General features: G+C 59.1%; 10 protein-coding genes. 2 read left to right on the top strand and 8 right to left on the bottom strand.

Features of this window, described 5'->3' with window-relative positions; translation table 11 throughout:
- The 7 genes from nirB to K6117_RS10240 form a co-directional block, all read right to left on the bottom strand.
- Window positions 1-2,469, bottom strand: a complete 2,469-nt coding sequence (nirB, locus tag K6117_RS10270) for a nitrite reductase large subunit NirB (protein ID WP_221794624.1) — start codon at window positions 2,467-2,469, stop codon at window positions 1-3.
- Window positions 2,470-2,477: 8 nt separating this feature from the next.
- Window positions 2,478-3,722 carry an alginate export family protein gene (locus tag K6117_RS10265; RefSeq protein ID WP_246605021.1) on the bottom strand — a complete coding sequence of 415 codons (1,245 nt, stop codon included), beginning with the start codon at window positions 3,720-3,722 and terminating at the stop codon, window positions 2,478-2,480.
- A 58-nt stretch (window positions 3,723-3,780) separates the two neighbouring features.
- Window positions 3,781-5,451 carry an ABC transporter ATP-binding protein gene (locus K6117_RS10260; protein ID WP_221794622.1) on the bottom strand — a complete coding sequence of 557 codons (1,671 nt, stop codon included), beginning with the start codon at window positions 5,449-5,451 and terminating at the stop codon, window positions 3,781-3,783.
- A 4-nt stretch (window positions 5,452-5,455) separates the two neighbouring features.
- Window positions 5,456-6,472 carry an ABC transporter permease gene (locus K6117_RS10255; protein WP_221794620.1) on the bottom strand — a complete coding sequence of 339 codons (1,017 nt, stop codon included), beginning with the start codon at window positions 6,470-6,472 and terminating at the stop codon, window positions 5,456-5,458.
- Window positions 6,473-6,483: 11 nt separating this feature from the next.
- On the bottom strand, window positions 6,484-7,869 hold the full coding sequence (locus K6117_RS10250; protein WP_221794618.1) for a CmpA/NrtA family ABC transporter substrate-binding protein: 1,386 nt from the start codon (window positions 7,867-7,869) through the stop codon (window positions 6,484-6,486).
- Between the two features lie 343 nt (window positions 7,870-8,212).
- On the bottom strand, window positions 8,213-9,397 hold the full coding sequence (locus tag K6117_RS10245) for an ABC transporter substrate-binding protein (protein WP_221794615.1): 1,185 nt from the start codon (window positions 9,395-9,397) through the stop codon (window positions 8,213-8,215).
- Between the two features lie 2 nt (window positions 9,398-9,399).
- A complete protein-coding gene (locus tag K6117_RS10240) occupies window positions 9,400-9,978 on the bottom strand; it encodes an ANTAR domain-containing response regulator (protein WP_221794613.1) in 579 nt (192 codons plus the stop codon).
- A gap of 242 nt (window positions 9,979-10,220) precedes the next feature.
- On the opposite strand from K6117_RS10240, the gene K6117_RS10235 reads away from it, so the two are divergent.
- Window positions 10,221-12,791 (top strand): putative Ig domain-containing protein, encoded by a 2,571-nt coding sequence (locus tag K6117_RS10235; RefSeq protein WP_221794611.1) that lies wholly within the window; start codon window positions 10,221-10,223, stop codon window positions 12,789-12,791.
- A gap of 101 nt (window positions 12,792-12,892) precedes the next feature.
- On the opposite strand, the gene K6117_RS10230 is transcribed toward K6117_RS10235, so the two are convergent.
- Window positions 12,893-13,078, bottom strand: a complete 186-nt coding sequence (locus tag K6117_RS10230) for a hypothetical protein (RefSeq protein ID WP_221794609.1) — start codon at window positions 13,076-13,078, stop codon at window positions 12,893-12,895.
- A gap of 353 nt (window positions 13,079-13,431) precedes the next feature.
- Here K6117_RS10230 and K6117_RS10225 point away from each other — a divergent pair, with 353 nt between their 5' ends.
- Window positions 13,432-14,775 (top strand): MFS transporter, encoded by a 1,344-nt coding sequence (locus K6117_RS10225; RefSeq protein ID WP_246605020.1) that lies wholly within the window; start codon window positions 13,432-13,434, stop codon window positions 14,773-14,775.

The following is a 14,775-nucleotide window of genomic DNA, read 5'->3' as shown; positions in this document are numbered from 1 at the left end:
TCAACGTCCTCCCACGACGGCAAAGGGCCGGATTTCAGCGATATGCTGGTGCAGATGCGCTTCCTTGCCAGCGGCGCGTTCGGCCCATGGGTCGACCTGCAAAAAGCTTTGGGCATAAAGGAACCGGCTCCGCAGTGCCTCGCGCCCGGTCGCATCCTCGACGATCCGCTGCTTGACATAATCAAGCCCGACCCGTTCCACCCAAGGCGCGGTGCGATCGAGATAACGGGCTTCTTCGCGGTAGAGCTGGATGAAGGCGGCGCAATAATCCATCGCCTCTTGCTCAGTCGATACCTTGCACAACAAATCCGTGCCGCGCAGATGAATGCCGCCATTGCCACCGATCAGCAGTTCATAACCGCTATCGACGCAGATCACGCCAAAATCCTTGATCGTCGCTTCCGCGCAATTGCGAGGGCAGCCCGATACCGCAATCTTGAACTTGTGCGGCATCCATGACCCCCAGGTCATCTGTTCCAGCTTGATGCCAAGCCCGGTCGAATCCTGCGTGCCGAACCGGCACCATTCCGAACCGACACAGGTTTTAACCGTGCGCAGAGCCTTGCCATAGGCATGGCCACTGACCATCCCGGCGGCGTTCAAATCAGCCCAGATCGATGGCAGATCTTCCTTTTTGATGCCAAACAGATCGAGCCGCTGCCCACCCGTCACCTTCACCATCCGCGCATTATATTTATCGGCGGCATCGGCAATGGCGCGCAGTTCGTTCGGGGTCGTAACCCCGCCCCACATGCGCGGGACGACCGAATAGGTGCCGTCTTTCTGAATATTGGCGTGCATGCGTTCATTGACGAACCGGCTCTGCGGATCTTCCTCATGCTCGCCCGGCCATGCACACAACAGATAATAATTGAGCGCAGGGCGGCAGGACGAACACCCGTCCGGCGTGCTCCATGACAAAGCCTGCATCACCTGCGGAATGACCTTCAATTCCTTGTCGATGATCGCCTTGCGGACATCTTCATGGGTGAAGCTGGTGCATTTGCACATCGGCTTGTTTTCGCGCTCGCCCGCATAATCATCGCCCATGGCGAAGGCGAGAATGTTCTCCACCAGCCCGGTGCAGCTACCGCAGCTCGCCGATGCCTTGCAGCCCGCACGCACTGCATCGAGGCTGGTCGCCCCGCCGCCGATGCAGGCCATGACCTGCCCCTTGGTCACGCCGTTGCAGCCGCAGACTTCCGCATCGTCTGCCATGGCCGCAACGGCCTCAATAGGGTTTGCGGAAAGGCCCCCGCCGGATGCGAACGCCTGACCGAAGATCAGGGCATCACGGATCGAGGAGACATCCTCTTCTTTTTTCAGCAGATCGAAATACCAATTGCCGTCCGCCGTATCGCCATACAATACCGCGCCGACCAATCGGTCATCCTTGACGATGACGCGCTTGTACACGCCACGGGTCGCATCGCGCAGGACGATGTCCTCGCATCCCTCGCCGCCCGAAAAATCACCAGCGGAAAACACATCCAGCCCCGCGACCTTGAGCTTGGTCGATGTCACCGACCCGCGATAGCCATTGGGTTCCGCGACCAGACCTGCGGCAAGGCTGCGGCACATGTCCCACAAGGGCGCGACTAGGCCATAGACATTGCCATCATGTTCGACGCATTCGCCGACCGCGAGAATATCGGCATCCGATGTGACCATATCGTCATCGACCTGAATGCCGCGCCCGACCGCGAGGCCGGTTTCCTTGGCGAGCTTGGTATTCGGACGAATGCCGACCGCCATCACGACGATGGTCGCCGGAATGTCGCGGCCATCCTTCAAACGCACGCCTTCGACCTTGCCCTCGCCATAGATTTCGGCGGTATCGGCCCCGGTCAGGATCGTCTGGCCCCGGCTTTCCAGCGCGGATTTGAGCAGCCAGCCCGCAGCCTCATCCAATTGGCGTTCCATCAAGGTCGGCATCAGATGGATGACCGTCACCTTCATACCGCGCAGGCTCAAGCCATGCGCGGCTTCCAGCCCCAACAGACCGCCGCCGATCACGACCGCATCGCCACCGCGATTGGCCGCTTCCAGCATCGCGCCGACATCGTCCATATCGCGGAAGGTGATGACGCCGGGCAATTTATGCCCCGGCACCGGGATGATGAACGGATCGGACCCGGTGGCGATCAGGAGCTTGTCATAATGTTCCACCCGGCCCGATGCGGCGGTCACCGTCTTTTTCGCGCGATCAACCGCCACGACCGGATCACCGGACACCAGTTCGATCTGGTTATCCTGATACCAGTCATGGCCATTGATGATGATGTCCTCAAAACTCTTTTCCCCCGCCAGCAACGGCGACAGCATGATCCGGTTGTAATTGACCCGCGGCTCCGCGCCGAAGATCGAAATGCGGAACTTGTCGCCATCACGGGCAAGGATTTCCTCAACCGCGCGACAACCGGCCATGCCGTTGCCAATAACAATGAGATGGGGTTTGTTGGACATCATCTATTTCCTCAGTAAGCCCATTCAACCGATGCCCAGAGCTTGCTGGTATCGGTGGCAAAAGCCTTGGCGTTGTAGTCGGCATATTTGAGCGTGAAGGCGAATTTCCGGAGCTTTGCCGCGAGCACCAGATTGATTTCGCTGCCGTCATCAATGTTGAAACGGTCGCTGTCATAATCATGATAGGTCACGCTCGCGGAGATCGCATCGAACGGACCAACCTTGGGACGGGTGTAACCAAGCGTGGCATACATATCCTGCAAGCCATTGGCGGGTGTGGTCAGGAATTTATCCGCCCAGCCATTGAACTTGTGCAGGGTTGCAAGCGGGGTCTGGAAGCTCGCGAGCGTCTGGCCCGCGCTTGTCCCCTTGCCTGCGCCCAGCAATTCATAACCGCCGGTCAGCTTGAAGCCCTTGGCCTCCACCGCGAGTTCGCCGAGCCAATAATCCGCCGCATAATCATTCGGATTGGCCTTGTAATCGCGCTGATAGGCGTAGCTGACGACCGCCGACAATTTGGCGAGTTTGGTCAGGGGGAAATTGCCGGCATAGCGCGCACCATAGGTCTGGCTGGAATTGCGGAAGCCAGAGACCTTCGTTTCATCCTGATCGACGAGATAGGCAAAGCCGGTCACGGTGCCGAGCGGCTGCTTCCAGGTCACATTGGCAAAAACATTGTCCCCGGAGATCGCCTGTTGCCGAGCCGCGCCATAGCGATTGCCGCCGTCCATGCCCCAGATGGTGCGGGCCGACCAGCTATAGGTCAGATCCGCCTTCAGGTTCTTGATCCCCATATATTCGACCCGCACGGCATCGAACGTCTGTTCATTATCGCGCCAGCCCACCGCGCCGACAAAGCGCTGGTCATCAAGGTTGATGCGCTGGCGGCCCATGGTGACGACCGTCTTGGCCAGCCCCTTGAACTGCACTTGGGCGCGGTTAAGCTCGACATTTTCCGGGTCGGCGATCAATGGATAGGCGGTCTTGCCGTTCAGCCCGCTATTATATTTTTCATCAAGCGCGAGCGTGCCTTCCGCCTCAACCAATGCCGAAAACACGCTGTTGCTGGCTTCCACGCCCAAGCGGGCGCGCGCCGTGACGGCTTCAGCCTTGGGGGCAAGCCCGTCTTGATCAACCTGTTCATAGCGCAGCCGCGCATCGACCAGCGGCTTGAGCTTGATCTCATCCGCGAATGCGGGGGTGACCAGTGCAGCAGCAGAGGCAAAAAGGGCGGTCGTCATCATGGTCTTGGTCATGTTGTTCTCCCTGTTCATGGTCGTTTTCATTTTCAGGGCATCCTCATTTACGCGTTTCTCAGGCAGCCTCGGCATGGGCGCCGTGTTCGTAATCGGCGAGAAATTGCAAAACTTCCTCGCGATACGCATAGAATTTCGGGTGTTCGAGCAACGCCTTACGGTCACGCGGTCGGGGCAGATCGACATGCAGGATCTTGCCGATCCGCGCATTCGGTCCATTGGTCATCATCACCACCCGGTCGGCGAGCAGGATCGCCTCATCAACATCATGGGTGACGCAAATCGCGGTGACCTTGGTGCGTTCCCACACCTCCATCAGCACATCCTGCAAATCCCAGCGGGTCAGGCTATCGAGCATGCCGAACGGTTCATCGAGCAGCAGCAGCTTGGGCGACAAGGCGAAAGCGCGGGCGATGCCGACACGCTGGCGCATGCCATTCGACATTTCCGCCGCCAGCCGATCAAGACTATCCCCAAGGCCAACGCGGTTGAGATAATAATCGACGATCTCCAGCCGTTCCTTGCGGGTCGCATGGGGATAGACGCGGTTGACGCCTGCCAGCACATTTTGCCGCGCGGTCAGCCAGGGCATCAGGCTGGGCGATTGGAACACCACGCCCTTGTCCGGCCCTGCGCCGCTGATTTCATGGCCATCGAGTACGATCCCGCCGCCCGAAATGCTGTTCAAGCCCGCCGCCATCGTCAGCGCGGTCGACTTGCCGCAGCCCGAATGGCCGATCAAAGATACGAAATCGCCCTTGTCCATCAACAAGGTGAAATCTTCCACCACGGTCAACGGTCCCTTGGGGGTTGGATAGACCTTGTTGACCTTGAAGAATTCGAGATAGCGCCGTTCCAGCCCCGATTTCGCCGCATCGAGATAGGCCTTGGGCGGGTTGAGACCCGTGATCGGGGCAATCTGCGGTAATTGGCAATCATCGCCGCCTGCATTGTTGCGGGCTGTGTTGAGATCATCCAGATAATTGGCGATCTTGCTGCGCAGCGCCTTGAACGCCTCATCATGGTTGAGCGCGGTGCGTTCGCGCGGACGGGGAATGTTGACGTCGAAGATGCGCCCGATCTTGCCCGATGGCTGCGGTTCGAGAATGGCCACCCGATCCGCGAGCAACAATGCCTCGTCCACATCATTGGTGATGAGGATGATCGTGCGCTTTTCCTGTTCGCGGATGCGGTCGATCTCATTTTGCAGCTTGGCGCGGGTCAACGCATCAAGCGCCGACAATGGCTCGTCCAGCAGCAGAATTTCCGGCTTCATCGCCAAGGCGCGGGCTACCGACACGCGCTGGCGCATCCCGCCCGACAATTCCGACGGCTTACGATCCATCGCATGGCCAAGGCCGACCAGTTCGACCGTGCGACGCACCAGCGCCGCGCGTTCCTGTTTGGTCTTGCCCTTATGTACCGCATCGACCGCCAGCGCGACATTGCCCTCCACCGTCAACCACGGAAACAGGGAATAGCTCTGGAACACGAGGCTGGTTTCCAGACCCGGCCCGTCCACCGCCTTGCCGCGAATGGTCACTTCGCCGCTATCCGGGCTGGCAAGCCCTGCAATCAGCGAAATCAGCGTCGTCTTGCCAGTCCCTGAAAAACCGAGGATCGCGATGAATTCGCCTTCGGCGACATCAAGGTCGATCCCGTTCAGGACCGGCATGCCGGGATAGCCCTTGGTCACATTTTTCAACGAGAGGATCGGCTGGGTCGTCATGCGATTATCTCCCGGCGTTGCGGCTGGCGAAGGTCTGGATCGCGCCCATGATCCGGTCGAGGGCAAAGCCGATAAGACCGATGACGATGACGGCGACCATGATGCGGGCGAGCGACTTTTCCGAACCGTTCTGGAATTCATCCCAGACGAATTTGCCAAGGCCGGGATTCTGCGCGAGCATTTCCGCCGCAATCAGCACCATCCAGCCCACACCCAGCGACAGGCGCATACCGGTGAAGATATAAGGCACCGCCGATGGCAGGACGAGCTTGGTCAGCTTGGCCATCCAGCCCAGACGCAGCACGCGACCGACGTTGAGCAAATCCTTGTCGATGCTCGATACCCCAACCGCCGTATTGATCAGCGTCGGCCAGAGCGAGCACAGCATCACGGTGATCGCCGAGATGACAAAGCTCTTGGCCAGCATCGGATCGGTGCTGGTGATCGAGGCCGACACCACCATCGTCACGATCGGCAACCATGCAAGCGGGCTGACAGGCTTCATCACCTGCACCAGCGGATTGATCGCAGCGTTAAACGTCTTGGACAGACCGGCGAGCAACCCCAATGGCACCGCCACCAAGGTCGCGAGGATAAAGCCCATCGCCACGGTTTCGAGCGAGGTGAAGATCTGGTCGATAAAGGTCGGTGAGCCGGAATACATGCCGCCCGCCGATATGACCGCTGCCGCATCGGCGCGCGCCGTGACATGTTCTGCCCACAGCACCTTGAACTGATCCAGCACCTCATATGGTCCCGGCAAATTGCCGAGCGAGGTTTCAATGCGAGGGGCCGCCAGCGCCCAGAGCAGGAGGAAGGCACTCATGCCGAGCACTGGCGGCCAGAGGGCCGCAAAGAGCTTGTCGGGTGACGGCAGCTTCAAGCGGGCAATCCAGACCGACACATTCAAGGGGGAGCGTGTGGCGGGGACAGCCTGTTGGGGGCTGGCGGCAGGAGTGTTGGTGGCGTTGGGGGTCACTTCATGCTCCGTTCCGACGAGTTTCAATGCAGCCTTAGACATCGGGCTTTTCCTTATTTTACGCCGGTAGAAGTGACCTTCTGATCACCCTTCAGCCCGATTTTAAAGCTTGTGAGATAGGCGTTTGGCTGCTTGCCATCATAGGCGACGCCATCGATGAACTTGCCTTGATCGGCCCGGAAACCGTCTGTTTCGGGGAAGGCATCTTTCGGTGCCTTGCCTTCATCAACCAAGGATTTGGCCGCCGCCATGTACAGGTCCGGGCGATAGACCGCCTTGGCCGTATCGAGATACCAAGCGTCCGGCTTGGCCTCGGCAATCTGGCCCCAGCGGCGCATCTGCGTCAGATACCAGACGGCATCCGAATAAAAGGGATAGCCGGCATAATGGCCAAAGAAGATGTTGAAATCGGGTGCCGGACGAGTGTCGCCGGGACCGAAGGTGAATTGCCCAGTCATCGACGCCGCGATGACCTTTTCATCCGCGCCGACATATTTCGACTGGGACAGGATTTTCACCGCTTCCGCACGGTTCTTGCCGCCTTCTGCATCAAGCCACATCTGCGCCTTGATGATTGCGCGGACAAGCGCCTTGACGGTCTTGGGATTGGCTTCGACAAAGGCCTTGGTCAGGCCCAGCACCTTTTCCGGGTTGAAATTGGCGATGTCGTGATCGGTGATGACCGGCACGCCGATCTTCTTGGCGACCGCCGCCTGATTCCAAGGTTCGCCGACCGAATAGCCGTCAATCGTGCCTGCTTCCAACGTCGACGGCATCTGCGGCGGCGGGGTAACGGAAAGCTGCACATCCGCGCCGCTGGTCCCGGCGACATCGCCCGGCATATAGAAACCGGGGTTGAGACCACCGGCCGCCAGCCAATACCGCAGTTCGTAATTATGCGGGCTGACCGGGAACACCATGCCCATTTTGAGCGGCTTGCCCTCGGCCTTCATCTTGTCCGCGACCGGCTTCAACGATGCAGCCGAAATCGGGTGCAGCGGCTTGCCGTCCGGGCCTTTGGCCAAGGTCGGTTCGATCATCGCATAGACGCGGTTGGACAAAGTGATCGCATTGCCGTTCAGATCAAGGCTGATCGGCGCGACGAGATCGCCCTTCACGCCAAGGCCGATCTTGGCTGCAATCGGCTGGCCCGCCAGCATGTGCGCACCATCAAGCTGACCGGAGATCACGCCATCGAGGAGAACCTTCCAATTCGCCTGCGGCTCCAGCATCACGGTCAGGCCCTCTTCCGCGAAGAAGCCCTTTTCCTTGGCGATGGCGAGCGGGGCCATGTCGGTGAGTTTGATGAAGCCGAGCTTCAACACCGGCTTTTCCAGATCGCTTTTCGTGACCGGGGCTTCTGACGCATCTTTACCGCCGCAAGCGGTGAGTGATGCCATCAATGCGAGGCCTATGGCTGTACCTACAATCGTCCGCATGGTTGAATTCCCCTTAATGGTCGAAATTGGAAAGCTGGAAACGGTTCGGCACACTCGCCTGTCCTCTCGATCATCATGATCGAGGACGCGGAAAACCACGCTGCGAAGGATATTTCCCAAGCAGGTGGCGACATTGCCGTTGCATTTTAGTGCCAGTCAGATCACGCGCGCCGTTGCAGCGGATCGACTATTTCATCACCGGACGTCATCGCCCGATGGCCTAAAGATGACCTTGATTCGGCTTGAACGCAAGAGAATTTTTGCAGTGCAGCATTTATAGGCAATTGCCCAAAAACCGTGCGAAACCGTGCCTAATTTGAAGGCAGATACAGATCAAATGACCCTATAAAGCCGCCGCCAGATTATCGGGATCGAATGCGCGCCCGTCAAAGAAACTGTCCGAGCCAAGGATCAGCCTGCCCTGCACTGTGCCAACCCCCACAGGGTCGGTAATGCCACCTTCCAGCTTGGCGCTCGCGCCCGGCAACGCCGCACCTGTATTACGCATCGCGGCGCGATAGACATCGGGCCGGAACACCGCCTTGGCCAGTTCATAATCATGGTCGCTTGGCGCGACATGCCCTGCCCGGCACATTTGGGCATAAAGCCATGCGGCCTGGCTGACCCAAGGGAAATTTGAGGCCTCGCGATGCTGGACCATGAAATCGGGCACCGACACCGGCGCATGATCTTTGGCGAGCAGAATATGATTCGACATCGCCCGCCCGATCAGTGCCGCCGAGCCATCGAGATAATCTGCCCCGGCCAATAACGCCGCAATGTCATCCTGCCGTTCAGGATCGACAAATGCCTCGCCCGCCCGATAGAGCGCGCGGATCAGGCGATGGGCTGGCTCGCCCATCTCTTCCATCCGGTCGCGGCGCATGGTCAGGACCTTTTCCACCCCGCGCTGCCAGATTTGCGCGGTCACGGCGACAATCACCCCCACGCCGCGATCCACCGCCACACTGTTCCATGGTTCGCCGACGCAAATACCGTCCACCTCGCCATCCGCCAGCGCCTCTGCCGCATAAGGCGGGGCGACGGTGACGATCTCGACATCATGATGGGGATCGATCCCGCAACCCGACAACCAATAACGCAGCATGTAATTATGGCTGGAATAGCGATGCACCACCCCAAAGCGTAGCTTGCGTGTCTGTGATCGGATCAAGGCGGCCAGCCGCTGGCCAGTGATCGTCACATCCTGCAACGCGCCGATCTCCGTCACTTGCGCCGCAATCGCCGGATGCAAGGTGATCGCATTGCCATTCAGGCCCAGTACGAACGGCACAGCAAGCGGCACAGCGGGCCGCCCCAGCCCCAATGTCGCCGCCAGCGCCAAGGGCGCGACCATATGCGCGGCATCCGTCTGGCGATAGATCAGCCGGTCGCAGACGGCGGCCCAGCTCATGTCCTTTACCAGCTCAAGATCGATCCCCTCGGCCTCGGCATAGCCCAGTTCGCGCGCCAAAATGGGCAGCGCTGCATCCACCAAAGGCAGGAAACCGACACGCACCCGGTCCATGCTCACAGCCCTCCCATCAATTTTTCAGCCGTCAGCAATGCATCCGCGACATCGGCCATGCGCCGACCGCTATCCATCGCCGCCTTGCGCAGCGCCGCATAGGCTGCCGGTTCATCCATCCCGCGCTTCTTCATCAGCAACGCCTTGGCCGCATCGACCGATTTACGGTCGGCAAGCGCCGTGCGCGCCTCATCCAATTCGGACTGGAGCCGCGCAAAGGCGTTGAACCGCTTGATTGCGAGTTCCAGCACCGCCTTGATCCGCTCGGTTTTCAGGCCATCGACGACATAGGCCGACACGCCCGCATCGACCGCCTGTGCGATCGCATCTTCATCGCTTTGATCAACGAACATCGCAATGGGCCGGGCCAAGGCGCGCGACACCATGAAACTTTCTTCCAGCATATCCCGGCTCGGATTGGCGAGGTTCATCAAGATGACATCGGGCTGCAAGTCATTAAGCGCAGCGACCAGCCCGCGGCGTTCGGTGAACAAATTAATATCCCGCAGGCCGGATGCTTCCAGCCCTTCGCGGATCACCGCCGCCCTTGCCGGGCTTTCATCAACAATCGCAACGCGCATAATGCACTTTTATATTGCATCGCAACAAAAACGCCATGCCCTAATCGCACCCTAACAAGATCGGCTGGCCGCTACAATCGTTCTCATATTGACATAGATGCGGACAACTAAGCCCTAACCCCATGACTCCTTGCGGCAATTTCCATGTCATATCGAGCCCGTCTACAGCCCCAGTGGTTTGACCTTAAGATCGTCAACTAATATTTAACCCAATCAATATTTTATTAAAAAAGGGGTTAAATATGTCGGCCATCCCGACGGATCAGCCTGCTTCCTTATGGAAGCGGGCGTTGCTTTATTTAATGGTCATGGTGTCCGCACTGACGACCATGTTGCTGGTCGCACCAGCCAGTGCCCAGACCATTACGGTGACGACCAATCCGTCGCCGTTCCACATCGACCAAGGGACGCTGTATAATCATACCCCGTTCCTGCTGGGTAGCGGTGGCACGGGGCCTTATAGCTATTCGGCGACCGTGCCGCAGGAAGGCATCACCATCAACAGCGATGGTACGCTGAGCGGCCTGACCTGCGCCGGCAACGGCAACCGGGCAGTCACCGGCACGGTGACCGGCACGACCGGCACGGGGGTTGTAGACCTGTCGCTGGTGGTAAATCGTGCGCCTGCGGGCGCGTGTACGCTGGTCATTTCCGTCAGCGGCACCCCCAGCGATGGCACCGTCGGCACGGCTTATACGTCCGGCACGACCTATAGCGCGAGCGGCGCAACCGGGCCGTTCACCTATTCGATCGCCAGCGGTGCACTGCCGCCGGGCCTGAGCATCGATCCGTCGTCCGGCGCGATCAGCGGCACGCCGACTGTTGCCGGTACTTACACCTACACCGTCTTTGCCACCAACGGCACCGAGACGGGCGTTTCCGGCATCCAGACCATCGTCATCTCTGCGGCCACCGGCGAACTCGACATGATCGCGACGCCCTCCAGCACCACGCAGGTCGGTTCGCTCTACAGCCAACAGAATGTCGGCTTTGCAGGCACCGGCCCTTATACCTTTACGTTGACGGGCGGCGCACTGCCAGATGGTACCACGCTCGACCCGAACACTGGTCTCGTTTCCGGCTATCCGACAACCTTCGGTCCTTTCACTTATGAAATTCAGGTGACGGACGACCTTGGCGCGTTTGTCACCAAGACGATCAGCGGCACACTGGCTGCCGCAGCCGCCTTGGATATGACGGCCACGCCATCGACACAGAACAAGCTCGGCGCGCCATATTCACAAACCAACGTGGCAACGGGTGGCGTTGGTCCGATCACATACACCTTGACCGGCGGCGCACTGCCGGCGGGCACGACCCTTGACCCGGCAACCGGCCTTGTATCGGGCTTGCCGACGGCCACGGGTCCTTACAGCTACACCATCACGGCAACGGACAGCACGTCGCCGACCGCGCTCACGGTAAGCAAAACCACCAGCGGCGTGATCGCCGATGTGGGTTTGACCGTCGGGCCGGAAACGCTGCCTAATGCCATTCAGGGCATTCCCTATCTGGGCACTGTCGTGGCTTCGGGTGGGGTTGGTCCTTATACCTACACCATCTGCGCGGGCGCATTGCCGTCTGGCTTCACGCTGAATTCGACCACTGGCGCCATCACCGGCACCAGCCGTGCCGCAGCGGGTGCCTATACCTTCACTGTCTGCGTCGTGGACGCGGATGGCTATACGGGCAGCCGGACCTACACCCTCACGCTCGACGAACGTCCTGATCCGACGCTCGATCGTGAAGTGCAGGGCATGATCGACAACCACTTCCGCACGGCCAGCCGCTTTGGCGAAGGCCAGTTGAACAACGTCATGCGTCACATGGACTCGCTCCATTCGGGCCTGCGTTGCGGTATCGACAACAAGCTCGCAGTGACGGGCGGTGACCAGCAGGTTGCAGCCGCCAATGACCCCACTCAGGCCAATGGCTCGGTTGCGACGTCCGTCAATGCCGGCAACACCAGCCCTGTGGCGTTCAAATGCGATGACAAATCGCCGCTGATCGCCCTTTGGACCGCTGGTTCGATTGACTTTGCCACCGACAAGGGCCTGAAGTTCAATGCGGATGCCCTGACCGTTGGTGTCGATCTGCGCGCCTCTGATCGCCTGATCGCAGGTATCGCTTATGGCCATGGCTGGAACGACAGCAAAACGGGCAACAAGGGCACTCGTTCCAAGGACGAAGCAGAAACCGTCCTTGCTTATGCCAGCTACAAGCTCGCACGCTCGGCGTTCTTCGATGTGGCGCTGGGTCAGTCCTGGATCGACTTTGCCAGCCACCGTTATGTGACGGCGGACAGCAGCTCCGTGACGGGCGCACGCAAGGGCGACACCAAGTTCGCATCGGCATCGTTGACGCTGGAGCGTTCTGCCGGTGTCGTATTGCTGTCGGGTTTTGCCCGTTACAGCTATCTGGACATCAACCTTGATGGCTTTGCAGAACAGGGCGCAACCCCTTATGCATTGACCTTTGAAGATGCGGACCAGAAGGTGCAGTTGCTGTCGACCGGCGCCAAGGCGGAAACCACGATCCTGACCTCATGGGGCCAGATCATTCCGTCGGCACGTGCTGAATATCGCCATCGCATCGCGGGCGATTATCATCAGGCCATGGCGTATAGCGACATGCTCAACCGCCAATACACGCTGAACCGCGCATCGACGACCGATGACACGCTGTCGATCTCGGGCGGCCTGCGCTTCAAGGTTGGCACCACCGATTTCGGCGTCGAATATGGCACTTCGGGCACTGCGCTCGAAAGCCTGAACGGCGGCGAAGTACGTGTGATGTTGCGCACAGGCTTCTAATCCGGTCATCCAAACCGGGCTATCAACAGCCTAAAAAAGGGGTCGCATGCAATCGCATGCGGCCCCTTTTCATTTGCAGCACGTTCAGGGCATGAAGCCCCTCAGATGCCCAAACGCGTCCAGAATTCCTCCGGGGCCAAAACACCGCCCGGCTGTTGATAATCGCGTTCCAGCCATGAAGGATGGATATGGCGAATATCACTTGCAGAACGCCGGGGGCGCACCGGGACCAACCGTCGATCTGCTGTTCGGCCATGCGTCGGTAAGTTTATTGACTGAATGTTCATCGTCGTCTCCTGATGCAGGAAACACGAAACCTGGCTATTTTGGGCCTCAGTGCCGTGCGCTTTAGCCGTTGATGACGCGGAGCAAGCTGTTCCTTCAAAAGCCGCGGGGTCCTAGGATCTAAACCTTAGCCCGATATATTTTCTATTATATTGGTAGATATAAGTCCAGCAAGCTTTCTTTACAGGGACGAAAGTTTCGATTGCCGCTATTGGCCATAACATTTCCCACCAAAAACCGGGGTTCCATCCGAAAATGCACGCCATCAATGCAATCGATTGTTGAATCACTTTTCTGATGATATAGACTGGCGATAAATAGCTCGGCCTTGATGCCGGCGTATTAGGAGAGGTCGATGGCAATCGGTTTGAATATGTCGGGCAGTCTGGGCCTCTCGGGCAGCAAGCCCCATTTGCCGATTGCCCGCATTCTCCAGATGAATCTGGGGTTTCTCGGCCTGCAATTCAGCTTCGGTTTGCAACAGGGCAATATGGGCCCGATCTATTCCTATCTCGGCGCGGATGAGGCCAATCTGCCGTTGTTACAATTGGCGGGGCCGGTCACCGGCCTGCTGATCCAGCCGATCATCGGCGCGATGAGCGACCGCACCGCATCGCGCTGGGGACGGCGCACGCCCTATTTCATCATCGGCGCGCTGATGTGCAGTCTCGGGCTGTTGTTCATGCCCTTATCGCACAGCCTGTTGATGGCGGTATCGTTGTTGTGGTTGCTCGATGCGGGCAACAACATCACGATGGAGCCATATCGCGCCTATGTGAAGGACCGGCTGAACGACGATCAGCATGAAATCGGATTTTTGAGCCAAAGCGCCTTTACCGGCCTTGCCCAGACCTTGGCCTTCGTCACCCCGTCGATCCTCGTCTATTGGTTCGGCATGGATAAGGATGCTGTGGATAGCCACAACATCCCCTATATCACCCGCGCCTCATTCATGATCGGGGCATTGCTCTCGGTCTCGACGATCCTCTGGTCAATCTGGCGGGTGCCGGAACTGCCCTTGACCGCCGTGGAACGCGCCAAGATCGAGGCCATGCCGAAATCGGCGCTGGCGACGCTGGAAGAAATCTGGAGCGCGATACGTGAAATGCCGCATCAGATGCGACAAATGGCGCTGATGTGCCTGTTTCAATGGTATGGCATGGCCTGTTATTGGGGCTATATCGTCTATTCGATCAGCCGTTCGGTCTATGATACCGCCGATCCGACCTCGACCGGCTTTCGCGATGCGGTGCTGACCAATGGGCAGATGGCGGCGTTTTACAATGCGGTGGCCTTTGTCGCGGCCTTTGCGATGGCGCCATTGACCCGCAAACATGGCGCGGCGCGGGTCCATGCAGTATGCCTGACGCTGGCGGGGCTGGGCATGATCGTGCTGCCGCATGTCGCGGATAAAACAATGCTGTTCATCCCCGCGATTGGCGTCGGCCTTGGCTGGGCGAGCATCATGGGCAATCCCTATGTCATCCTCGCGGATTCGATCCCGGCGGCGCGGACCGGCGTCTATATGGGCATTTTCAATATGTTCATCGTCATTCCGATGATCCTGATCGCCGTGACCTTGCCCTTTTATTATGGCCCGCTGTTGGGCGGCGATGCGCGCAACGTCATCACCTTGTCCGGCCTGTTGCTGATCTGCGCCGCCGTCGCGGTGACGCGGATTCGCACGCACAAGGCCTGA

Source organism: Alteraquisediminimonas sediminicola, assembly GCF_019740335.1.
Lineage (GTDB): Bacteria > Pseudomonadota > Alphaproteobacteria > Sphingomonadales > Sphingomonadaceae > Alteraquisediminimonas > Alteraquisediminimonas sediminicola.
This window is presented reverse-complemented; position numbering and strand designations above follow the sequence as displayed.